17 protein-coding genes and 2 pseudogenes are annotated in these 22,322 nt (G+C 73.4%); 9 read left to right on the forward strand and 10 right to left on the reverse strand.

The features are described 5' to 3' along the window. Positions 1 to 12: 12 nt before the first annotated feature. Together ACIQUT_RS03715 and ACIQUT_RS03720 are read left to right on the forward strand one after the other, a co-directional pair. Positions 13 to 1,074: an SCO0930 family lipoprotein gene (locus tag ACIQUT_RS03715; RefSeq protein ID WP_403558789.1), complete on the forward strand. Its 1,062-nt coding sequence runs from the start codon at positions 13 to 15 to the stop codon at positions 1,072 to 1,074. Positions 1,075 to 1,128: 54 nt separating this feature from the next. Continuing rightward, positions 1,129 to 1,677, forward strand: a complete 549-nt coding sequence (locus ACIQUT_RS03720; RefSeq protein WP_403558791.1) for a hypothetical protein — start codon at positions 1,129 to 1,131, stop codon at positions 1,675 to 1,677. 86 nt (positions 1,678 to 1,763) lie between these two features. Here ACIQUT_RS03720 and ACIQUT_RS03725 read toward each other — a convergent pair whose 3' ends face one another. Then, entirely contained in the window at positions 1,764 to 2,660 is an 897-nt protein-coding gene (locus ACIQUT_RS03725) for a proline iminopeptidase-family hydrolase (protein WP_403558793.1), read from the reverse strand. 106 nt (positions 2,661 to 2,766) lie between these two features. Continuing rightward, positions 2,767 to 3,228 carry a hypothetical protein gene (locus ACIQUT_RS03730; protein WP_403558795.1) on the reverse strand — a complete coding sequence of 154 codons (462 nt, stop codon included), beginning with the start codon at positions 3,226 to 3,228 and terminating at the stop codon, positions 2,767 to 2,769. 567 nt (positions 3,229 to 3,795) lie between these two features. Between ACIQUT_RS03730 and ACIQUT_RS03735 the strand changes: the two genes are divergently transcribed. From ACIQUT_RS03735 to ACIQUT_RS03750, 4 genes are read left to right on the forward strand one after another with little or no spacing between them, the layout of a single operon-like run. Next, positions 3,796 to 4,266 (forward strand): hypothetical protein, encoded by a 471-nt coding sequence (locus ACIQUT_RS03735; RefSeq protein ID WP_403558797.1) that lies wholly within the window; start codon positions 3,796 to 3,798, stop codon positions 4,264 to 4,266. Next, the gene (locus ACIQUT_RS03740; RefSeq protein ID WP_403558799.1) at positions 4,263 to 5,519 is read left to right on the forward strand and encodes an MAB_1171c family putative transporter; all 1,257 of its coding nucleotides are present in this window, start codon (positions 4,263 to 4,265) and stop codon (positions 5,517 to 5,519) included. Before ACIQUT_RS03735 ends, ACIQUT_RS03740 begins: the two co-directional genes overlap by 4 nt. Beyond that, positions 5,516 to 6,445 (forward strand): DNA-binding protein, encoded by a 930-nt coding sequence (locus ACIQUT_RS03745; protein WP_403558801.1) that lies wholly within the window; start codon positions 5,516 to 5,518, stop codon positions 6,443 to 6,445. Before ACIQUT_RS03740 ends, ACIQUT_RS03745 begins: the two co-directional genes overlap by 4 nt. A gap of 11 nt (positions 6,446 to 6,456) precedes the next feature. Beyond that, positions 6,457 to 6,921 (forward strand): DUF3574 domain-containing protein, encoded by a 465-nt coding sequence (locus tag ACIQUT_RS03750; protein WP_403558803.1) that lies wholly within the window; start codon positions 6,457 to 6,459, stop codon positions 6,919 to 6,921. A gap of 199 nt (positions 6,922 to 7,120) precedes the next feature. On the opposite strand, the gene valS is transcribed toward ACIQUT_RS03750, so the two are convergent. After that, on the reverse strand, positions 7,121 to 9,673 hold the full coding sequence (gene valS / locus ACIQUT_RS03755) for a valine--tRNA ligase (protein WP_403558805.1): 2,553 nt from the start codon (positions 9,671 to 9,673) through the stop codon (positions 7,121 to 7,123). A gap of 260 nt (positions 9,674 to 9,933) precedes the next feature. Here valS and ACIQUT_RS03760 point away from each other — a divergent pair, with 260 nt between their 5' ends. Continuing rightward, the gene (locus tag ACIQUT_RS03760) at positions 9,934 to 10,737 is read left to right on the forward strand and encodes a class I SAM-dependent methyltransferase (RefSeq protein ID WP_403558807.1); all 804 of its coding nucleotides are present in this window, start codon (positions 9,934 to 9,936) and stop codon (positions 10,735 to 10,737) included. A gap of 303 nt (positions 10,738 to 11,040) precedes the next feature. After that, positions 11,041 to 12,372: a PP2C family protein-serine/threonine phosphatase gene (locus ACIQUT_RS03765; protein WP_403558809.1), complete on the forward strand. Its 1,332-nt coding sequence runs from the start codon at positions 11,041 to 11,043 to the stop codon at positions 12,370 to 12,372. Positions 12,373 to 12,432: 60 nt separating this feature from the next. Here the strand turns inward: ACIQUT_RS03765 and ACIQUT_RS03770 are convergent, their stop codons facing one another. The 3 genes from ACIQUT_RS03770 to ACIQUT_RS03780 all read right to left on the reverse strand — a co-directional run bounded on the left by ACIQUT_RS03770 (position 12,433) and on the right by ACIQUT_RS03780 (position 17,367). Next, entirely contained in the window at positions 12,433 to 13,578 is a 1,146-nt protein-coding gene (locus tag ACIQUT_RS03770; protein WP_403558811.1) for an extracellular solute-binding protein, read from the reverse strand. A 48-nt stretch (positions 13,579 to 13,626) separates the two neighbouring features. Next, complete coding sequence (locus tag ACIQUT_RS03775; protein ID WP_403558813.1) at positions 13,627 to 16,482, reverse strand: SpoIIE family protein phosphatase; 2,856 nt, start codon at positions 16,480 to 16,482, stop codon at positions 13,627 to 13,629. Positions 16,483 to 16,668: 186 nt separating this feature from the next. After that, entirely contained in the window at positions 16,669 to 17,367 is a 699-nt protein-coding gene (locus ACIQUT_RS03780) for a winged helix-turn-helix transcriptional regulator (protein WP_403558815.1), read from the reverse strand. A 116-nt stretch (positions 17,368 to 17,483) separates the two neighbouring features. On the opposite strand from ACIQUT_RS03780, the pseudogene ACIQUT_RS03785 reads away from it, so the two are divergent. After that, positions 17,484 to 18,830: pseudogene (locus tag ACIQUT_RS03785) on the forward strand (FAD-binding oxidoreductase); the annotation flags it as partial. Between the two features lie 50 nt (positions 18,831 to 18,880). Here ACIQUT_RS03785 and ACIQUT_RS03790 read toward each other — a convergent pair. From ACIQUT_RS03790 to narH, 4 genes and pseudogenes are all read right to left on the reverse strand, one after another. Further along, a pseudogene (locus tag ACIQUT_RS03790) lies at positions 18,881 to 19,147 on the reverse strand (DUF6457 domain-containing protein); the annotation flags it as partial. 42 nt (positions 19,148 to 19,189) lie between these two features. Then, a complete protein-coding gene (gene narI, locus ACIQUT_RS03795) occupies positions 19,190 to 19,987 on the reverse strand; it encodes a respiratory nitrate reductase subunit gamma (RefSeq protein WP_403558817.1) in 798 nt (265 codons plus the stop codon). After that, positions 19,984 to 20,775, reverse strand: a complete 792-nt coding sequence (gene narJ / locus ACIQUT_RS03800; RefSeq protein ID WP_403559326.1) for a nitrate reductase molybdenum cofactor assembly chaperone — start codon at positions 20,773 to 20,775, stop codon at positions 19,984 to 19,986. Before narJ ends, narI begins: the two co-directional genes overlap by 4 nt. Before the next feature lie 2 nt (positions 20,776 to 20,777). Then, positions 20,778 to 22,322 (reverse strand): nitrate reductase subunit beta, encoded by a 1,545-nt coding sequence (narH, locus tag ACIQUT_RS03805; RefSeq protein ID WP_403558819.1) that lies wholly within the window; start codon positions 22,320 to 22,322, stop codon positions 20,778 to 20,780.

Raw genomic sequence — 22,322 nt, forward strand, 5'->3', positions numbered from 1 at the left:
GAAGGAGTGACCGTGAACAAGATGCGCCGCGTGACGACTGCCGGATCAGTGGCCGCAGTTATTTTGCTGGCGGCCGGCTGCAGCGGCGGATACAACGCCGGCGGCAGCGCGAATTCCGTGCAGCCCGCGGGCGCCGGAAAGGCCCTCGCGGACACCAACGGCTCGGGAAACGGGACGGGCGGGTACGGGGCGAACCCCGGTCAGCTGACCGGCTCGGGCGCCGGGGCGGAAGCCGCCCCCGGCAAGGGCGGCGGGCCGGCGGGCCAGCTCGCCGTACGGGAGATCGCGAACGTCGGCAGCGTGGTCACCGACAGCGCCGGAGTCACCCTCTACCGCTTCGACAAGGACACCCCGCAGCCCCCCAAGTCCAACTGTGACGGGGACTGCGCCACCGTCTGGCCGGCGGTCCCCGCGGACGACGCGTCGGCCTCGGCCGGCATCGAGGCGAGCCTCCTCGGCGCGGTCACCCGCACCGACGGCACCAAGCAGCTCACCCTCGCGGGCTGGCCGGTCTACCGGTACGCCAAGGACACGAAGGCAGGTGAGGCGAACGGCGAAGGCGTCGGCGGCACATGGCACGCACTGGCGCCGGACGGCAAGAAGGCGGTCGACAAGAAACAGAAGGCAGGAGGCGATTCCGGAATGGAGGCGGGCTCGGGAGCGGGGTCCGGATACGGGTCCGGTTCCGGTTCCGGGGCCGGCGACCAGTCGGCAAAGACAGGAGCGGAGCTCTCCGTGGCGGCAAACGAAAAGCTCGGCAAGATTCTCGTGGACGGGCAGTGGCGCACCCTCTACCGCTTCGACAAGGACAGCGCGTGGCCCATGAAGATCGGGTGCGTCGGCTCCTGCACGGACACCTGGAAGCCGGCCGCCCCCGTGGACAAGGCGAAGACCACGGGCATACGGCCGGAGCTCATCGGCACGGTGAAGCGGCCGGACGGAAGCGAGCAGCTGACGATCGACTGCTGGCCCGTCTACACCTTCACCGGGGACACCGAGCCCGGCCAGACGAACGGCCACAAGAAGCAGAACCTGTGGTTCGCGGTCACCGAGACCGGCAAGAAGGCCGCCTGACGGCCCGCCGCCGACCCCCCGTCCCTCCCCCCACCGGAACCCTGTGAGGCAGCCGTGCCCCCGATCCCCCGCCACCTCGCCGCCTGCGCCGTCCTGCCGGTGCTGATCCTGTGCGGCGGCTGCGCCGGCGGGGGCACGGCCACCCCGCAGGACTCGGACGCCTCCTCCTCCGCGTCGGCGGCGGCGCCGGCCGCGGGCCCGGCCGCCCGCCCCGGCTCCTTCGACGAGATCGCCGCCGTGCTCGGGTGCACCCCCGAGGTCACGGTCGACGCGGAGGAGATCCGCGAGGGGGCGTGCGGCACGGGCCCGCAGTCCTACCGGATGGCCACCTTCACCACCGAGGAGGGCCGCAGCGCCTGGCTGGCGGAGTCACGCGTGTACGGCGGCACCTACCTCGTCGGCCCCCGCTGGGTCGTCACGGCCGCCACCCCCGAGGCCCTCGGCCCCCTCCACGACCGGCTGGGCGGCACCCTCGAATCCGGCACCGACCACGGCTCCGGACACGGCCCCTCCCAAGGGTCCTCCCAGGCCCCCTCCACCCAGGGGCCCTCCCAGGGCTCCCCGCAGGAGCCCGCCCCGCATACGGGCCACCCGTCCCCCTGAGCCGGCCCGCCGGCACCGCGCGGGGCGGCCCGCACCACCCGGCGGTGGTGCGGGCCGCGCCGCGTCCGGTCGCGCGCCGCGGTGGTCTACGGGTGTTCCGCGTCGCTCTCCACGCGGGAGAGGAACGCGTCCAGCCCGGCCCGGTACCGCTCGGGCTCCTCGGCCGTCGACAGGTGCGCGCTCTCCTCGAAGACCATCCACTGGGCCCCGCGGATCCCCTCCACCAGGGGCTGGACGGCCGCCGGGGTGATCTCGTCGTACCGGCCCGTCGTGACCAGCACCGGCAGGTCGAGCTCGCCGAGGCGCGCGGTGACGTCCCAGTCCTTGAGCGTCCCCGTGACGTTCCACTCGGCGCCGAACATGGCCCCGTACAGTTCCGCGTTGACGGCGTCGGAGGCCTTCGCCACATGCTCCGGGAGCGGTGTGATGCGGCACATCCACAGCCGGAAGAACGCGGCCGCGGCCTCCTCGTACTCCGGGCTGCCCGTGGTCCCGGCGGCCTCGTGCCGGGCGAGGGTCTCGCGCACCCCGGCCGGCAGGCGCTCCATCAGGCGCCGCACCTCGGAGGCGAGCAGCGGGACGCTCGCGCTGGTCCCGGCCAGGGTGAGGCTCTCCAGGCCCGGCGGGCGCCGCAGCGCGTATTCGAGGGCGAGCATGCCGCCCCAGGAGTGGCCGAAGAGGTGGACCCGGTCGAGCCCGATCCCGTCGCGGACGGCGCCGACCTCCTCGACGAAGGTGTCCGCGGTCCACTCCGCCGGGTCGTCGAGGGGATCCGACCGCCCGCAGCCCGCCTGGTCGTAGTAGACGACGGTGCGGCCGAGGGAGGTCATGCCGTCCAGGTCGGTGAGGTAGCCGTGCGGTACCCCGGGCCCGCCGTGCAGCACCAGCAGAGGCGGCCGCCCCCGCTCGGCGGGCCAGGGCCCGGCGATCCGGTACCAGGTGCGCCGGCCCCTGAAGGGCACGGTCCCTTCGCTGATCTCCACGGCGCCTCCAGCCGCTCGGGGGCCTCATCCTCGGCGCAGCCCGCCCCCCGTGCCCCGGCGACGCGCCGCCGCGTGCCCCCGCTCACCCAGGGGTCACCCCCGGGGGTCACCTCGGGGCGGCCTCCGGGCGGGCCGCCCCGCGCCGTGCCGCGAGGACGACGAGCACACCGGCCGCGGTCCCGGCGAAGTAGGGGGACGGCACCAGCAGGACCCCGCCCAGCGCACACCAGGCGGCGATTCCCCAGCCGATCCCGGCGGGCACCGCCACCCCGCGCCCGGCGAGGTGCCACATCAGGCAGCCGAGGAGGACCAGGGGCACCGCGAAGCTCCCCGGACCGGCCCAGAAGGTGAGCCGGCTCTCCAGGGACTCCACCGTCGGGCCGGCGCCCCCGTCCGCGAGGGTGAGCGGGACGGCGGCCCAGATGCCGCGGTCCGCCCACCCGGCGATGTCCTCCCAGGCGGCGAACGCCAGCAGGGACAGGTGGCCCGCCCCCAGCCCGATCAGGATTCCGCTCGCCCAGCGGACCAGTCGCTTCCCCGCGTGGGTGGTTTCTGTACGTCCCGGCACGGCTGCCCTCCCCGTTTCCATACGGCACCGTATAACTGATGTGTACGGCAGCGTACAACGCCGGGCGGCTGCGGGGGACCGGACCCCGGCGGCCCTGCAACAGCCCGGCGCCCTGCGGCGATCCGGCTGCGGCCCGGGGCGGTCCGGCTGCGGCCCCGCGGCGATCCGGCTGCGGCGCGCAGCGATCCGGCTGCGGCGATCCGGCCAATTGCGCACATCCGCCCGGCCGTCGGCGCGAGAGCCGGGAGCGCCGCCGGCGTCGCGGGTCGCGGCCACCCCCGCCGCCTTCGTGAACCCGCGGGCATTTGCCAGGCGTACTGTCACCCGCCCCCGAAATCCGGCACGCGGTGCGGGAATTCCGCCCGTACCGCCCGAAGTCCCCCTGGCTGAATCAAACTCGCCCCGGACGGTGGCGAGTTGTCGCTGTGGCATCATGGCCGCGTCGTCTGCTCGGAGATGGGGATGAAGATACCTGGCGCAGGATTACCGACTTCGGAGGGCAGACTGCTCAGACGCCGGCTCAAGCAGGTCCGCCGCACGTGCGAGGCGCGGATCGCGGAGTGGGGCATGGAGCAGGGATTCGGCATCGACGAACTCCACCGGTATTTGTGCGCGCGGCGCGGACGCCCGATCCATCTGATTCCCACCTCATTCCCGGACCGCCATCTGTTCGGCATCTGGCTGAAGCTGGACGAATTCGACATCGTCGCCTTCGAGAAGTCGGCCTCCCCGGCGCACAAGGAACACATCATCGCCCACGAACTCGCCCACATCGCCTTCGACCACCAAGGCCCCGTGCAACTGAGCCAGGACGATTCGAGCCGCCTGCTGTCCGACGTCGACCCGGCGGAGGTACGCGGCCTGCTGAAGCGCTCCCGCTACAGCGACGACGAGGAACAGGAGGCGGAGACCCTGGCGTCCCTGCTGCTGTCCCGCGCCGGCCAGCGCTGGGTGGAGCCCGCCTGGAGCGCTCCGGCCGAAGCCGCCGACGTCGTGGCCCGGATCGAACTCGGCCTCGGCCGCACGGACCAGCCGTGACGGCGCTCTACACGGCCCTGGCGTGGATCTGCACCTTCGTCGGCCTCGCCGCGTTCGCCTACCGGCTGCCCGACCTGCGCCGCCGGCCCCGCGACACCGCCCTGTGGGCGCTGTGCGTCTACTTCCTCTGCTCCGGCATCAGCTTCCTCGTCGACCTGGACCTGATCCGGCTGAAGATCTCCGCCTTCTTCGGCCTGCCGAACATCACCTCCCTCATCACCCAGGTCGCGGTCGTGGTGCTCACCGCCGCCCAGCAGGTCGTGCTCGTCCACTGGTCGGCGCCGCCCGCCGAGGCCCGCCGCAGGAGCCGCCGCCGCGTGCTGTTCTACGCCGCGGCGCTCGCCGCCCTGGTCACGGCCTCGTTCCACGTCGGCCCCGTCGCCAAGTCCGAGACGGCCACGTCGACGATCCTGCTCAGCATCCAGGACGGCGGATACGCCCTCTACATGGCCGGCTACCTGCTGATCTGCGCCATCGGCCAGTGGGAGACCGTCCGGCTGTCGCTGCGCTTCACCCGGGTCGCCAACCGCCAGTGGCTCGTCGTCGGCATGCGCACGGTCACCGTCGGCGCGAGCCTCATCCTGGTCTACTGCGTGACCCGCGGCATCCAGATCGCCGGCACCCGGCTGCACTTCGACGGAGCCGCCCTCGACCCCGTCCAGTGGACCTGCGGCAGCGTCGGCGCCCTGCTCCAGGTCACCGGCTGGACCATCCCCTCCTGGGGCATCCACCTCACCCGGGCCCGCGGCTGGATCCGCAGCTACCGCGCCTACCTCCGGCTCCGGCCCCTGTGGCAGGCCCTGCACAGGGCCGCCCCCGACATCGCCCTCGACCCGCCCCGCTCCTGGCCGCGCGACCTGCTGCCGCCCCGCGACCCGCACTACCGCCTCTACCGCCGCGTGGTCGAGATCCGCGACGGCCAGCTGATGCTGCGGGCCGGGCTCTCCCGGGCCGAGTTCTCCCGGGCCGCCCGCTCCCTGGGCCTGCCGGAGGACCCGACCACCCCCCTCGGCGAGGCCCTGCAGCTGCGGGCCGCCGTGGACTGCCCGACCGCCCCGAACGCCGAGCCGTCCGAGCCCTCCGACATGCCGGTCCGGCCCCCGTACGAGGACTTCCGCGCCGAAGTGGCCTGGCTGACCGAGGTCGCCGCCGCGTTCCGCTCCCTCGGCCGTACGGGCACGCGCACGGGCGCCGGCAGCGGCACGGACACCGACACCGACACCGGCACCGGTTCCCGGACCGTGGCCCGGTGAGCCGCGCCGCCCTCCGTGCGGTCGAGCGGCTCGTGGCCCTGGACGGGGAGCACGGCGCCACGGCCGCGGTCCCCGCCGCCCGGGCCGCCGTACGGAAATTCCCCGAACTCACCGCCGCCCCCGGCAGCCTGCCCGCCCGGCACCGGGACCGCGACCGGCTGGCCGCCCTCGCCGAACTGTGCGAGGTCATCGGCTGGATCCTCTTCGACGCCGGCCGCTACGGGCCCGCCCACGCCGCCAACCGGCAGGCACTGGACCTCGCCCACCTCGCCGGGGACCACTGGACCGCCCGCCTCGTCCACCTCAACCACGCCATGCTGCAGACCCACACCGGCCGGGCCCGGGCCGCCCTCGACACCGTCGCCCGGGTGCCCGGCGCCCGCCCGCTGCCCGCCCGGGTCCACAGCCTCACCCTGATCCGCCGCGCCCACGCGACCGCCCTGCTGGGCGCCCGCCGCACACCCCTGGACCTCATCGACCGGGCCCGCAGCCGCTTCCTCGACGGGATCTCCCGCCACGACCCGCACTGGGCCTGGTGGATCGACGAGATCGAGCTGACCGGCCACCGGGGCTGGGTGGAGGCCCGGCTGGGCCGCTGGGACCGGGCCGTCCCGCTGCTGCACCGGGCGGCGACCGCCCCCGGCCCCTCGTACCGGCACCTGTTCACGGCCCAGCTGCTGTCCGCGCTGGCCGGCGCCGGCGCCTGGACCGAGGCCGAGCAGCTGATCACCGACCTCGCCCCCCGGGCCGCCGGCATCGGCTCGGCCCGCACCACCGAAACCCTCGGCAGGACGGCCGCGGCCCTGTGCCGCACCGCCGGGGTCCCCCCGCGCCTGCGCGACGCAGCCGTCCACCTGCGGGCCGCCCTGCCCGCCCGCGCACGCCGCACCACCCCCACGTCCCCCACTTCCCCGACCGAACGATAGGACCCCTTTCCATGCGCCAGATCCGGATCCCGATGTCCGCGGCCGTCGCCGTGCTCGCCTCGGCCGCGTTCTTCGCCGTCTCCGGCAGCCCCGTATCCGACGCCGCCCCGGCCGCCCGCCAGGAGGCGGCCGCGGTGGAGCGCGGCCTCCCGTACGTCTCCACCCACCTCTATTTCGGAACCGGCCGGCACGGCGGCCAACCGCCCATCACCGACGAGGAGTTCTCGAAGTTCGTCTCCGACGTGATCACTCCCCGCTTCCCCGCCGGCCTCACCCTCCAGGAGGCCCGAGGCCAGTGGAGGGACAAGGACGGGGACATCAACCGCGAGAAGTCCTGGGAACTCACGGTCCTCTACCCGGTCGCCGAATCCCGCGCCCGGGACCGCGACCTCGAATACATCCGCGCCCTCTACTGCCGCATGTACGGCCTCGAATCCGTGGGCCGGGCCGACGCCCGCGTCCACGCCGACTTCTAGCCGGAGCCCTGCGCCGCGGGGACGACCGGCCCCGCCTCGACGAGCGAGCGGCACTGCCCCACCGCGGCCCTCCGGTCCCCGGAGCCCGCCACCGCGTCGAGTGCGGCGGCGAAAGCGACCCGGGGGCCGTACACAGCAGGACGGCGCTGCCGGACCCCGCACGTGGGGGGCGACAGCGCCGTCCTGGGGTCGAGCGCGGCTACATGGTGATCTTGTACGCCAGCTGCTCGGTCTCGGCCACTTCGAGATCCATCTCACCGATGTTTCCGGCGGACCGCACGTCCCCGCCGACCTGCCGGAGCGAGGAGAGCAGCGGCGCCGGACCGCGCGCCGAGAGCCTGGCGACTTCGGCCCGCATGGAGACCTGCGCGGCGCTCTTGGACTTGCGGATGGCCGCGATGGCCTCCGCGGCGACGTCCAGCAGCTGGGGGTCCCCCTTCAGCGACTGCTCGCGCAGCTGCGTCCCGCCGGGCCACTGCGCCCGGTGCACCGAGCCCTCCTGCCACCAGCTCCACGCCTCCTCGGTGGCGAACGGCACGAACGGCGCGAGGAGCCGCAGCAGCACCGACAGCGCCGTCGACAGGGCGGCCTGTGCGGACGCGGCGGCTTCCTCGCCCCCGGCGCCGTAGGCGCGGCTCTTCACCAGCTCCACGTAGTCGTCGCAGAACGCCCAGAAGGCCCGCTCGATCGTCTCCAGCGCCCGGGCGTAGTCGTACGCCTCGAACCGGGCCGTCGCCTCGTCCACCACGTCGGCGAGCCGGGCGAGCAGGGCCTGGTCCAGCGGATGGGTCACCGCCGCGCGGCGGTCGCCCGCGCCGAGCCCGAGGACGAACTTCGACACGTTGAGGATCTTGATGGCCAGCCGTCGGCCGATCTTCATCTGGCCGATCTCGAAGGCGGTGTCCGTCCCGGGACGGGCGGACACGGCCCAGTACCGCACGGCGTCCGATCCGTGCTGGTCCAGCAGGTCCAGCGGAGTGACGACGTTCCCCTTCGACTTGGACATCTTCTTGCGGTCCGGGTCGAGGATCCAGCCGCTGATCGCGGCGTGGGCCCAGGGGAGCGCGTCGTGTTCCAGCTCGGCGCGGGCGACCGTGGAGAACAGCCAGGTGCGGATGATCTCGTGGGCCTGCGGGCGCAGGTCCATCGGGAAGACCCGCTCGAACAGGTCGTCGTCGTGGCCCCACCCGCCGGCGATCTGCGGGGTGAGGGAGGACGTCGCCCAGGTGTCCATCACGTCCGGGTCGCCGGTGAAGCCGCCGGGGACGTCCCGCCGGTCCGCGGTGTACCCGGGCGGGGCGTCGCTGCTGGGGTCCACCGGCAGGGACTCCACCGGCGGGACGATCAGCTCGTCGGTGGGGTTGCCTTCCGCGTCGAGCCGGTACCACACGGGCACGGGCACGCCGAAGTACCGCTGGCGGCTGATCAGCCAGTCCCCGGCGAGCCCCTCCACCCAGGCCTGGTACCGGTTGCGCATGTGCTCGGGGTGCCAGCTCAGCTCGGTGCCCCGGTCCAGCAGCTGCTGCCGGAGGGCCGCGTCGCGCCCGCCGTTGCGCAGGTACCATTGGCGGCTGGTCACGATTTCGAGGGGCTTGTCGCCCTTCTCGTAGAACTTGACCATGTGGTTGAAGGGCCGCGGCTCACCGACCAGGCTGCCCTCGGCGCGCACCATCTCGACCAGGCGTTCGCGGGCCGTGTGCGGGGTCGCCCCCGCGAGCCGGGCGTACGCGGCCTGCGCGGCCTCGGACTCCAGCGCGGCGGGCGCCTCGCGGACGAAGCGGCCGTCCCGGCCGATCACCGAGCGGGTGGGCAGGTCGAGCTCGCGCCACCACACCACGTCGGTGGTGTCGCCGAAGGTGCAGATCATGGCGGCGCCGGTGCCCTTCTCCGGGTCGGCGAGGCGGTGGGCCACCACCGGCACCTCGACACCGAACACCGGGGTCCGCACGGTGGTGCCGAAGAGCTCCCGGTAGCGCTCGTCGTCCGGGTGCGCCACGACGGCGACACAGGCGGGCAGCAGCTCGGGGCGCGTGGTGGCGATCTCCAGTGCCGTTCCGCCCTCCGCCGTGAACAGCAGGTGGTGGTAGGCGCCGGGACGCTCGCGGTCCTCCAGCTCGGCCTGGGCGACCGCGGTCTGGAAGGTCACGTCCCACAGGGTGGGGGCCTCGGCCTGGTACGCCTCGCCGCGCGCGAGGTTGGCCAGGAAGGCGCGCTGGGAGATGGCGCGGGCACGGCTGTCGATGGTCTGGTACGTGTGGTTCCAGTCGACGGAGAGCCCCAGCCGGCGCCACAGGCGCTCGAAGACCTTCTCGTCCTCCACCGTGAGCCGCTCGCACAGCTCGATGAAGTTGCGGCGGGACACCGGGACCTGCTGCTTGCCGGGCGAGGCGGGCGGCGTGAAATCGGGGTCGTACGGCAGGGCCGGGTCGCACCGGACGCCGAAGTGGTTCTGCACCCGGCGCTCGGTCGGCAGGCCGTTGTCGTCCCAGCCCATCGGGTAGAAGACGGCCTTGCCGCGCATGCGGTGGAAACGCGCCAGCGCGTCCGTCTGCGTGTACGAGAACACGTGTCCGACGTGGAGGGATCCGCTCACGGTGGGCGGGGGCGTGTCGATCGAATACACCCGCTCCCGCGGTGCGGTGCGGTCGAATACGTATACGCCCTGCTCGTCCCAGGTCGGAGCCCATTTGGCCTCGAGGCCGTCGAGTGCGGGCTTGTCGGGTACGCCCTGGAGAGGAGATGCGTTCGTCATGACAGTAGATGGTATCGGGCCGCGAGCGGTCGTAATTCCCTTGCCGGAGCGAGCAGTTCAGGCCACCGTTCGGCGACCCGCCGTTCGATGCCGTCGGCGACGTATCCCGGCTTGCGGGAGACATCCGGCGGGGCAATGCGCTTGAACGGGTGATCCGGCCGCAACCCGATGCAGCCGGGCGGACAGAAGGGAGCGGCTGTGGCGCGAGGGCCCGATATCCGCATGACAAGCCGTCGCGGAGGCTCCTACCGTCGCCGTGCATGACGACCATCGACGCACGGATCGCAGACTTCTACGCAGAGTACGACGAGGCGTCCCGCCTCCATGCCACCGCGACCGGCCGCCTTGAGCTCCAGCGGACCCGGGAACTGCTCGGGCGCCACCTCCCCCCGCCGCCGGCGCGGGTCCTGGACGTCGGCGGCGGGCCGGGGACGCACGCCCGGTGGCTCGTCGAGGACGGCTACGAGGTGCTGCTCGTGGACCCGGTTCCGAAGCACCTCGCCCAGGCCCGCGTGCATGCGCCGGGGTGTTCGGCCGAGCTCGGCGACGCGCGCCGGCTGGCCCTCCCGTCCCGCAGCTTCGACGCGGTCCTCCTCCTGGGGCCGCTGTACCACCTGGCGGACCGTGCCGACCGGCTCAGGGCGCTCGCCGAGGCCCGCCGCGTCGCGGTGCCGGGCGGTGTGGTGGCGGCCGCCGGGATCTCCCGGTACTCCCTGATGCAGGACTACACCGTGAGCGCCGGCCTCACCCCGGACCTCCTGGCGGGGGAGGTCGCCGAGGTGGTGCGGACGGGCTCGTACGACGGCAGCCGGGGCTTCACGGTGGCCCACTTCCACACCGCGGCCGAGCTCGCCCGGGAGGCCGCCGAGGCCGGCCTGCGGGAGGTCCGGCTCCACGGCATCGAAGGCCCCGGGTGGGCCTACGTCGTCGCGGCCGGCCGGTGCGGGGGCCAGGACGTCGCGCAGGCACTGGTCCCGGACGCGGTGGCCACGGCCCGGCTGGCGGACGAACAGGGCGTGTTCACGGATGCCTCCGCGCACATCCTGGCCGTCGGAACGTCCTGACGGCCGGCCGCCAGGACGTTCCGACGGCCGGGTGGGCCGGGGACCGGTCCCGGCGCCGCTGCCGTGCGGTCCGGGGGGTCCGGATCCGGTGGCCGCCGGCAGCGCACTCGGGTGCGACATGCCGCGCGCGGAGCAATGGACGGGTGGAGCGGACGGCTGTGTGACGCTGTGGCCCTGTCGATGGCGGTTCGTGTCAGGGGGCCGGGTGCACCGCTCGCGGAGATCGTCCCAGGACCGGATCCGCCGCGGCCGCCGGGCGGCTCCGGTGGCGCCGCCGCGGGCACGGGCTGCCGGGCGGCGGTGATGGAGGAGCAGTCCAAGCACCCCCGGCCGCGGCGCGGCCGCGGGCTGAACCACCGCCTGGAAGCCGAGCTGGAGCGGATCGACGAGCAGCTGCGGCAGTCGGCCAGATCCAAGGACCAGCTGCAGGGCCTGCTGGACGCGGTGCTGGCCATCACGCAGGAGCTGGAACTTCCCGAGGTGCTGCACCGTATCGTCACCACGGCCATGGGCCTGGTGGGCGCCCGCTACGGAGCGCTGGGCGTGCTCCACGAATCCGGTGAGCACCTCGACCAGTTCATCACCGCCGGGTTGTCCGAGTCGGAGCGGGCGGACCTGGCCGGGATCGACTTCCCGCGCGGCCGCGGTGTGCTGGGACACCTCATCCGCCACCCCGAACCCATGCGGGTCGAGGACATCCCCTCCCACCCCTCCTCGGTGGGCTTCCCGCCCGGCCACCCGCACATGCGGACCCTCCTCGGGGCGGCTGTCAGGGTCCGCGGCACGATCTACGGCGACCTCTACCTGTCCGAGCGGTACGACGGACGGCCCTTCGACCGTGCCGACGAGGAGATCGTCGTCGCACTGGCCGGAATGGTCGGCATCGCGATCGAGAACGCCCGCCTGTTCGGGCAGATCCGCGCCGGCGCCGAACGCTTCCAACGCCTCCTCCTGCCGACCCTGCCCGATCTGCACCCCTTCGCCTCCGCCGCCATCTACCGGCCGGCCTCCGAGCCCGACCACATCGGCGGGGACTGGTACGACGCCATCATGCTGCCCGACGGTGTCTGCGTCGCCGTCATCGGCGACGTCGTCGGCCACGACCTGCGGGCGGCGGCCGCCATGGCCCAGACGCGCAGCATGCTGCGCGCCCTGCTCTACGACCTCCGCACCCCGCCCAGCGGGATCCTCGCGAAACTGGACCGGACCCTGGAGGCCACCACCGACAACCCCGTCACCACTGCCTGCCTGGCCCGCATCCAGTACGAGGGTCCGGGCTGGACGATGCACTGGAGCACCGCGGGCCATCTTCCCCCGCTGCTGATGACCTCCGACGGGCATGCGGAGTACCTGAGGGCGGAGCCCGGTGTGCCGCTCGGGGTGAGCACCGAACAGCACCGCCCGGACCACTTCTGCTCCGTGCCCGCGGGGGCCACGATGGTGTTCTTCACCGACGGACTGATCGAGCACCGCGCCCGGCCGGTTGACGAATGCCTGGACGCGCTCGCCGAACTCGCCACCGCTCACGCGGCGTTGCCGCTGGAGGACTTCGTCCGGACTCTGGCCGACCGCCATCCCAGCGACGGCCGCGACGACCTGGCGATCCTCGCCCTGCGGACCCCCGGCAGCGGCTGACCCCGACGGCGGGCGCACGGCCGGCCGGAGCCGCCCCGGTCCGGGGCCCGGCGGTCCTCCTCAGCCCGGGACGGCCTCGGCCCAGTTGCGGTTGACGGTCTCCCTCGCCTTCTCCCGCTGCGCCTCCGTCGGAAACGTCGGCGTGCCCTCGACCGTCGGCAGATTCTCCGCGGCGGCCTTGTCGAGGGTGCCGTCCTGCTTCATGGCGTCCATGAGCACGGGGCGTGCGTAGGCGCCGAGCCGGATGTTCTGGCCCTCCGGGCTGAAGACGTACTCCTGCCACAGGCGTGCCGCCGCGGGGTGCGGGGCGTCCTTGTTCACCCCGTGGGCGTAGTACTCGGCGAAGCTGCCGTCGAAGGGGATCGCGGTCCGCCAGTCGACGTCCGCGCCCTTCCTGCGGAATTGGTCGGCGTATCCGAGGTTGAGGAAGTCCCAGTCGATGCTGATCGGCGTCTGGCCCTTCTCGATCGTGGACGGGGTGGATTCGACCGGGATGAAGTTGCCGCTCTTGCTGAGCTCGGCGAAGAAGTCGATGCCGGGCTGGATGTCGTCGAAGGAGCCCCCGTTCGCCAGGGCCGCCGCATACACGCCGGCGAAGGCGGAGCCGGACCTGGTCGGGTTGCCGTTGAGCGCGACCTTGCCCTTGTACTCGGGCTTGCGCAGATCGGCGAAGGTCGCGGGGCAGGTCTTGACGCGCTTGGCGTCACAGCCGATCGAGACGTAGCCGCCGTAGTTGTTGTACCAGCGGGCGCGCGGGTCCTTCTGCTCCTTCGGAATGCTGTCCCACGCCGCGACCTCGTACGGGGCGAGCAGGCCCTGCTGGGCCGCGGACCGGGCGAACGAGCTCCCCACGTCGATCACGTCGGGGGCGCTGCCGTCGCGCCGGTGCTCCTTCACGGCGTTGATCTCGTCCTGGCTGGTGCCCTCCGGGTTCTCCACCGCGACCTTGATCCCGTACTTCTTCTCGAAGCCGTCGATCAGCGCGCCGTAGTTGGCCCAGTCGCCCGGGAGCGCGATCGTGTTGAGCGAGCCCTCCTTCTTCGCCGCTGCGGTCAGTGCCGCCATGCCGCCGGCGTCCGCGGCGGAGGTGGCCACCGCGGGTGCTCTGGGCGCGGAGGCGGGCTTGCCTCCGCAGGCGCCGAGGGGCGCCGCCGCGAAGGCCAGGCAGACGGCGACGGCAGCTGTCCGGAGACGAGGTGCGGGCACGAAGGCTCCATGGCGGGCGGTCGCGTACCGGTCGAGACCAGCGTACGTTCAGAGCGCCTCGTCGTCCCACCCGGCCAGGAGGTCCTCGCCCGGGACCGGCACAGGCGGTGCGGCCCCCTCGTGGAGGGCCTGCTCACTCCAAATGATCTTGCCTCGGGCGGTGTAGCGGGTGCCCCAGCGCTGGGCGAACTGCGCCACGAGGAACAGTCCGCGGCCGCCCTCGTCGGTGGCCTCGGCCCGGCGCAGGTGCGGGGAGGTGCTGGACCCGTCGGAGACCTCGCAGATCAGGCTGCGGTCGTGCAGCAGCCGCACGCGGATGGGCTCGGAACCGTAGCGGATGGCGTTGGTGATCAGTTCGCTGAGGATGAGCTCCGTGGTGAACGCGATGTCCCCGAGGCCCCAGTCCTCCAGCCGGCGGGCGCACGCGTTGCGCACGCGGGACACCGCCGCAGGATCGCGGGGCACCTCCCACTCGGCGATCCGCGCCGGGTCCAGCCGGCGGGTGCGGGCCACCAGCAGCGCGATGTCGTCGCTGGGGCCGGCGGGCAGCACCGAGTCGATCACCGCGGTGCAGACTTCCTCCGGAGTGCGGGCGGGCCCGGTCAGGGCGGCCCTCAGCGCCGCCAGACCCGCGTCCGGATCGCGGTCGCGGCTCTCGATCAGCCCGTCCGTGAAGAGCACCAGCAGGGAGCCCTCGGGCAGGGGCAGCTGCGTGGTCTCCCTGGGCAGACCCGCGCCCAGGCCCAGCGGCGGGGAGACCGGCACCTCGGGGAAGGACACGGTGCCGTCGGGGCGGACCAGAGCAGGGCCCGGGTGGCCGGCGGTGGCCGCCGTCACCCGCCCCGAGACGGGATCGTAGACGGCGTACAGGCAGGTGGCTCCGGTGATCCCCTGCCACTCCTGCTCGTCGGTGTCGATGTGGGCGACCAGCTCGTCCAGGTGGCTCACCAGCTCGTCCGGAGGCAGGTCGAGGGTGGAGAAGTTGTACACGGCGGTACGCAGGCGGCCCATGGTGGCGGCGGCGTGCAGACCGTGGCCGACGACGTCGCCGACCACCAGCGCCACCCGGGCGCCGGGCAGCGGGATGACATCGAACCAGTCACCGCCCACACCGGCCTGGGCGGCCAGGTAGCGGTGCGCGACCTCGACGGCGGACTGCTCCGGCACGCCCCGGGGCAGCAGACTGCGCTGCAGGGTGTCGGCCACGGTGTGCTCGCGGGTGTAGCGGCGGGCATTGTCGACGGACAGTGCCGCCCGCGCGGTCAGCTCCTCGGCGAAGGACACGTCCTCCTCGTCGAACGCCGGGGAGTCCTGCCCCCGCCAGTACCCGGCCATCCCCAGCACGACGCCCCGGGCCCGCAGGGGAACGGCGATCATGGAGTGGATGCCGTGGTCCAGGATCTGCGCGGCGTTGGCCGGGTCCTGGGTCCGCCAGCGCCGGGCGGTGCGCAGGTCCGCCTCCAGGACCCCGTGCCCGCCGGCCAGCCCGGCGGCCATGGGGCTGGCCGGAACGAACCGGATCAGTTCGCCGACGGGGTACAGCGGGTGGTCGCCCTGGAGGCCGACGGCGGCGGTGCGGCGCATCTCGGTGTTCACCTCGGGCGGCTCCTCGCCGCGCAGCACCGGGTCCAGCAGGTCGACCGTGACCACGTCGGCGAACCGCGGGACCGCCACCTGCGCCAGCTCCTCCGCGGTGCGCTCCACGTCCAGCGTCGTCCCCACCCGCACCCCCGCGTCGTAGAGCAGCTTCAGCCGCTCGCGGGCCACCTCGGCCCTGCCCGACAGCGCCCGCAGCTCCGTGGTGTCGCGCAGCGTGACGACGGTCCCGGCCGACCCGTAGGGGGCGGTGGGCCGGATGTTCACCGCCAGGAGCCGATCGGCCGCCATGTGCACCTCGTCGGTCGCGGAGCGGCCCGATGCGATCCGCTCGGCGATCCCCTCCTCCAGACCCAGCTCCGCGACGGGGAGCCCCTCCGCGTCCGCCGGCAGGTCCAGCAGCCGGCGCGCCTCGTCGTTGGCCAGCAGCAGCCGTCCGCCGGCGCCGACGATCAGCACGCCCTCCCGGACCGCGTGCAGCACCGCGTCGTGGTGCTCGTACATCCTCGTCATCTCGGCCGGTCCCAGGCCGTGGGTCCGGCGCAGCAGCCGGCGGCTCACCAGGGCGGTGCCGCCCGCCGACAGGGCGAGCACCGCGCCGGCGCTGCCGAGGACGACCGGCAGCTGGCTGTTCACCATGTTCTGGACGTTCTGGACCGTGACCGGGGAGGAGACGATGGCGATGACGCGGCCGTCGGCGTCCTTCACGGGCACCACCGAGACCACGGACTGCCCCAGCGACCCTTCGAACGTCTCGGTGAAGGACGTGCCGGCCACCGCCTTGGAGAAGGGGCCGACGACGCGCTTCCCGACCTGCCGCGGGTCACTGTGGGTGAGGGTGACCCCGTCGAGCGTGTACACGTTGATGCCGTCGACCCCGGCGATCTTCCGGGCCGCCTCGGCGCTCGGCTGCAGCACCGCGCTGGGATGGGCGCTGCGCAGGGCGGCTTCGATCCCCGGAGACTCCGCGAACGTTCCCGCGGCGGCGAGCGTACGGTGCTGGGCGTCCAGCATGGCGGCGCTGCGGGCCTGCACCACCAGCGCCGCGACCGCGGCGACGACGAGCAGGACCACGACGGCCAGCTGGAGCAGGAAGACCTCGCCGGCCACGCTGCGCGCGCTCAGGAGGGAGGACAGGCGCTGCGGCCGCCCCGCCTCTCCCTTCGCGGGCGGCGTGTGCTCCCGGAGCTCCTGCTCCCGGAGCTCCCGCTCCCGGCGGCGTTCCGAGCGGGTACGCCGAGCAGGAGCGGCAGGGCTCGTGGCCGAGCGGAGCAGCCAGCGCCGGAGGCCTCCCCGATAGTTGCTCATAGTCCATTTTCTAACCTCTGCGGGCCGTCGGCATCGGGCAGCCACGACCGGGGCGTGCGGCGTCGCAGCCGAAGGCCCCGCGGGCGGCACGATCAGGGCCCGTGCAGGTCGGGAAAGGCCATCGGCCGGCGGCTGCGTCCGTGGCCGGCGCGCAGGGTCCGGGGCCGTCCGAACCGGTGGACCGTGTCATGCCGCCGGGCGTGCCGCGGTCCGGGAGACCGGTTTGATGTGGGCGAAGGCGCTGCGGGCGTTCCAGGTGGGGAAGGCACGTACGAGCCACGAGGGACCGAGGAGCCGGATGCGGCTCTCCCGGACGGCTTCGGCCCAGGTCTGCTGCCCGGCGTGCCATTTCACGAAGGCCTCGGCTTCCGCCGTGACGAAGAGGTCCTCGTCGATGCCGGGGTACGTCTTGCAGATCTCGGTGTCGCCGTGCTCGATCAGCAGCCAGTACCGCTCGCGGTGCGGGCGGCCCGTGAAGTCGAAACGGATCACGACGCGTCGATGCGGCAGCCGGTCCAGGCGGAGCGCGTTGCACATCGACCAGAGGGCCACATAGGGGTCGAGGTGCTCGGGTGCGATGTCGAGCCAGGCGGCACCCCACTCGCCGAGCGATACGCAGACCTTGAAGAGGTCGTGGCCCGCGGGCGTGAGCGCGTAGTGGCGGCCGCGTCCGCCGGGCTTGGGCGCCGACTCGACGACGCCGAGCCGTTCGAGCTGCCGCAGCCGCTGCGAGAGCAGGGTCCGGGAGAGCCCGGGCGCGCCCTCCAGGATCTCGCCGAAGCTTCCGCAGCCCAGGTGCAGGTTGCGGATGATCACAGGCGTCCAGCGCTCGGCGAAGATCTCGGCGCCGCGTGCGATGGGGCAGTACTGGCCGTAGGTCCGCACGCTGCCAGTGTCGCGCGTCCGTTCCGGGGCGGGAAGTCCAGATTCCTGACTTCACGGCCGGTGTTCACGGTGCTGCGATGGGCGGTGGAGAGGGGAGGGGCGAGGAGGTGACCGTCATGGAGATCGACGGCTTCGAGGGCCTGCTGACAACCCCTGGCCACGATCGTTACGAGACCGCCCGGGCCGTGTGGAACGGCGCCGTCGACCGGCGCCCGCGGGTGATCGCCCGATGCGGAGGGACCGCGGACGTGGCCGCCGCGGTGCGCTTCGCCCGTCGGCACGACCTGGAGATCGCGGTCCGGGGCGGGGGCCACAACGTGGCCGGAACCGCGGTGTGCGACGACGGGATCGTCGTCGACCTCTCGGCGATGCGCGCGGTACGGGTCGACCCCGGCGGCCGCACCGCCCGGGTGCAGGGCGGTGCGCTCTGGGGCGACGTCGACCGCGGGACACAGGCCCACGGCCTGGCCACCACGGGCGGCATCGTGAGCCACACCGGTGTCGGCGGGCTCACCCTGGGCGGTGGCCTCGGCTTCCTGATGCGCCGGTACGGGCTCGCCGTCGACAACCTGCTGGCCGCCGAGGTGGTCACCGCCGACGGCAGCACCGTCCGGGCGTCCGCCGACGAACACCCCGACCTGTTCTGGGCGCTGCGGGGCGGCGGCGGCAACTTCGGGGCCGTCACCTCGTTCCGGTTCGCCCTGCACCCGGTCGGCCCGACCGTGCTGGCCGGACCGGTCTTCTGGGCGGCGGACGACACCGCGGACCTGCTGCGCTTCTACCGGGACTTCACCGCCGAAGCACCCGACGAGCTCGGCACCGTCATCAGGTTCGGCACGGTTCCGCCGCTGCCGGCCATCCCCGAGGAGCTGCACGGGCGGCCGGCCGTCGCCGTCGCCTGCTGCTACGCGGGCGCCGTCGGGGACGGCGAGCGGGCGGTACGCGCCCTGCGCCGTTTCGGCACGCCGCTCGTGGACCTGCTCGCGCCCGGTCCGTACGCCGGCTTCCAGGCCGCCCTCGACGACACCGTCCCGCACGGCTGGCACTACTACTGGAAGGCGAGCGACCTCGCGGGCCTCTCCGACGAGGTCGTCTCCGTCATCGCCGAGCACGCCTACGACTCGGGCTCGCCCCTTTCGTACACGGCGCTGTTCCACCTGGGCGGCGCCGTCGCCCGCGTCCCCCGCGATGCCACCGCCTACGCAGAGCGCGGCGTCGCCCACCACATCGTCATCGACGCCGTGTGGCTCCCCGGGGACTCCGCCGAGCGGGCCGTGTCCGAGCCCGCGTGGGCGCGCCGGTTCCTCCGCGCCCTGCGACCGCACGCCGCCGGCGGTGTCTACGTCAACTTCCTCGACGCGGACGACGACACCACCCGGGTCCGTGAGGCGTACGGTGAGCGCACCTACCGGCGGCTCGCGGAGGCCAAGGCCACGTACGACCCCGACAACGCGTTCCACCACAACAAGAACATCCACCCGGCTGAGCGGCCCGACGCACCGCCGGAGGCCCGTCATGCGGCCCCGGGGCCGGGGCCGCGGTCGGCCTCGTCAGCCCACCGGACGGCGAGTTCCGCGGCGCGCCGGGCCGCGTCCGCCACCGCGTCAGGACTGCCCCCTGCCCGCCCCGCCGCGTATCCGACCAGGAAGGTCGTCAGCGGGGCGGCGGGCCGGGCGACGCCGTGAGCGGCATCGCCCGCGAGGGCGAGGAGGAGGGTGCGGTCGACTGCGAAGTCGATGCCCAGTTCGGCCTTGAGGACGGCTGTCCAGTCCTTCAGCACATCGTCCATGATCAGTCTGCTTTCCGTCGTTTTTCGTTCGTTTCACGCGGCCCGGCGGGCGTCGGAGGCCGGCGCGGTCCGGCCCCCTGCCGTCGGGGCCGCCGTCGGTGTGGCTCGCCGCCGGTAGACCAGGTACGGCCGGGCCAGGTATCCGATCGGGGCGCTCCACACGTGGACCAGCCGGGTGAACGGCCAGGCGGCGAAGAGCAGGCAGGCGGTCAGGGCGTGCAGCTGGAACAGCAGGGGCGCCCCGGCGATCGCCTCGGGCTGCGGCTGGAGGACGAACAGGCCGCGGAACCAGACGGAGACGGTTGCGCGGTAGTCGTATCCGGGGCCGAACACGTTGTGGGCGGCGGTGGCGGTGATGCCCAGCAGGACGGTGGCGGACAGCAGCGGGAAGAGGAGCTTGTCGCTGCGGTCGGTGCCCAGGCGGATCCGGCGGGTCAGCAGCCTGCGGGCGCACAGCATGCCCAGCCCGGCGACCATGGCGACGCCCGCCACCGAACCCGCCCAGACGGCCGTGGTGTGGTAGGCGTGCTCGGAGATGCCGACGGCCTCGGTCCACGCGTCGGGAACGGCGAGCCCCACGACGTGGCCTGCGATCACCATGAAGGCGCCCAGGTGGAACAGCGGGCTGCCCCAGCGCAGCCAGCGGTGTTCGAGGAGCTGGGTGGTGCGGGAGGTCCAGCCGAACTGGTCCTGCCGGTAGCGCCAGACGTGTCCGACGGCGAACACGGCGAGGCAGATGTAGGGGACGGCGACCCACAGGAGCAGGTCGGCGCCGCTCGCCGGGGCGCCGCTCGCCGAAGCGGCGGCCGACGGGGGGAACACGGCATTCATCGGTGGCCTTCCGTACGGCTGGTGGCAGTGGGCGGAACACGGGTCGGCGGAGCGGGCATCGGCGGCACGAAAGTGCCCGGAGGAGCGAACTCCCCTTCCCCGTAAGACCCGTAGGGGTCGAGCCCGACCTCCTCGTTCGGCGGGCCCTCGGCGGCGAGCCGGTCCACCGCCGCGCGGTCCTCCTCGGTGGGCGGCGGCAGCAGGGTGAGCAGCGCGGCCAGGAGGTACCGGTACGGCGAGTCGGCGTCGGCCAGCGCCCGGTGGATCAACTCCAGCCCCCGCCGGTGCTGGCGCAGCGGTGCCTCACCGCGGCCGGGGCCGGCCAGGGCGGCGAACTCCAGCACGACCGGGAGGTGGTCCGGCAGTTCGCCGCCGCCGGTGTCCCAGCCGGCGGCCCGGTAGCGCTGGTTGAGGGTGAGCAGGGCCATGCCCCGGCGGCGGGTGTCGCCGTGCAGGTAGTAGGTGAGGTAGAGGCTGCTCTTGCGGCGCAGGTCGAACATCTCGACGTAGTGCCGCTCCAGCGCCTCGGGATCCTGTGCGGCGAACCAGTCGGTGAACCCGGCGAGGTGTTCCGCCGCGGGCGTGGCCGGCAGGGACTCCACTGCGGTGGTCAACTCCGCCCGTGCTGAGGCCAGTTCGGCGTCGGGGTACTGCAGGAGCAGCGACGCGAGCCGCAGTACCAGCGCCCGGCCCGCCGCCTCCTCGGCGGTGAGCCGGGCCGGGCGGCGTACGGCGGCCCGGACGCGGGTGCGGACGAGGGCGGGAAACGTTGCGGGCAGGGGGCTCACGGTCATCCTCCGGCGGTGGGGTTGCGGCGCAGGGTGGGGATGCCGAGCATGACCTTGCGGGGCCCGTCGTCGCCGGACGTCTCGACCGGGCAGCGGTTCTCGATGGCGGTCAGTGCGGCGGCGTCCTCCTTGTGGGCGGCGGGGACGACGTACCGGTCGGCGTACTTCGCGACGGCGAGCAGCCGGTGCAGGTCCTCCGCCTCGCGCGGAGTCAGTCCCACGGCCTTCAGCGCGGCCTCGTCGCCCGTCTCGCCGAGGGTGCGTTCACGCATGTACGAGCGGAGCGCGGTGAGCTTCATCAGCACCCCGCCGACGACGTCCGTGTCCCCGGCGGTGAACAGTTCCGCCAGGTACTCCAGCGGGATGCGCAGCCGGGTGACGGCGGCGAAGACATGGTCGGGGTCGTCCTGGTTTCCGCCCGCCGCGTCGACGGCGTCGAGGACGGGGGAGAGGGGCGGGACGTACCAGACCATCGGCAGGGTGCGGTACTCCGGGTGCAGCGGCAGCGCCACCTTGTAGCGCATGACGAGGTCGTACACGGGGGAGCGGCGGGCGGCGTCCAGCCAGTCCTCGGGTATGCCCGACTCCCGTGCGGCCGCCCGGACTTCGGGGTCGTTCGGGTCGAGGAAGACGCCCCGCTGGGCGTCGAGCAGGTCGCGCTCGTCGGGGGTGGCGGCGGCCTCGCCGACGCGGTCGGCGTCGTACAGGAGCAGGCCGAGGTAGCGCAGCCGGCCGACGCAGGTCTCGGAGCAGACGGTGGGCTGGCCGGCCTCGATGCGCGGGAAGCAGAAGGTGCACTTCTCGGCCTTGCCGGTGGCGTGGTTGATGTACACCTTCTTGTACGGGCATGCCGTCACGCACATCCGCCAGCCCCGGCACTGGTCCTGGTCGACGAGGACGATGCCGTCCTCGACCCGCTTGTACATCGCGCCGGAGGGGCAGGCGGAGACGCAGGCCGGGTTGAGGCAGTGCTCGCACAGGCGGGGGAGGTGGAAGAGGAAGGTCTGCTCGAACTCGAACTTCACCTTCTGGGCCCATTCCCCGCTGAGGTTGGGGTCGCCGCCGGCGTGTTCGGGTGCTCCGCCCAGGCCGTCCTCCCAGTTGGCGCCCCAGGTGATGGCGGTGGGCTCGCCGGTGAGGACGGAGCGGGGGCGGGCGACCGGGACGTCGTTCCCGGCGGGGGCGCTGACGAGGTTGTCGTAGTCGTAGGTGACCGGCTCGTAGTAGTCCTCGATGGACGGCAGGTCGGGGTTGGAGAAGAGGGACAGGAGCCGCTTGGTCCTCCCGCCGGAGCGCAGGACCAGACGCCCGTGCTTGTCGAGCATCCAGCCGCCCTTCCAGCGCTCCTGGTCCTCGTAGCGGCGCGGGTAGCCGACGCCGGGCTTGGTCTCGACGTTGTTGAACCAGGCGTACTCGACGCCGGTGCGGTTGGTCCACGTCTGCTTGCAGGTGACCGAGCAGGTGTGGCAGCCGATGCACTTGTCGAGGTTCATCACCATCGCGACTTGGGCCAGAACGCGTCCGATAGTGGCTTCGCCACGGGGCAT

Source organism: Streptomyces sp. NPDC090445, assembly GCF_044769385.1.
Classification (GTDB): domain Bacteria; phylum Actinomycetota; class Actinomycetes; order Streptomycetales; family Streptomycetaceae; genus Streptomyces.

Coding starts and splice junctions, on each gene's coding strand:
- ACIQUT_RS03735 (WP_403558797.1), top strand. CDS start 3,796: ATGGAGCAGGGATTCGGCATCGACGAACTCCACCGGTATTTGTGCGCG.
- ACIQUT_RS03750 (WP_403558803.1), top strand. CDS start 6,457: ATGCGCCAGATCCGGATCCCGATGTCCGCGGCCGTCGCCGTGCTCGCC.
- valS (WP_403558805.1), bottom strand. CDS start 9,673: ATGACGAACGCATCTCCTCTCCAGGGCGTACCCGACAAGCCCGCACTC.
- ACIQUT_RS03760 (WP_403558807.1), top strand. CDS start 9,934: ATGACGACCATCGACGCACGGATCGCAGACTTCTACGCAGAGTACGAC.
- ACIQUT_RS03765 (WP_403558809.1), top strand. CDS start 11,041: ATGGAGGAGCAGTCCAAGCACCCCCGGCCGCGGCGCGGCCGCGGGCTG.
- ACIQUT_RS03775 (WP_403558813.1), bottom strand. CDS start 16,482: ATGAGCAACTATCGGGGAGGCCTCCGGCGCTGGCTGCTCCGCTCGGCC.
- narI (WP_403558817.1), bottom strand. CDS start 19,987: ATGAATGCCGTGTTCCCCCCGTCGGCCGCCGCTTCGGCGAGCGGCGCC.
- narH (WP_403558819.1), bottom strand. CDS start 22,322: ATGCCCCGTGGCGAAGCCACTATCGGACGCGTTCTGGCCCAAGTCGCG.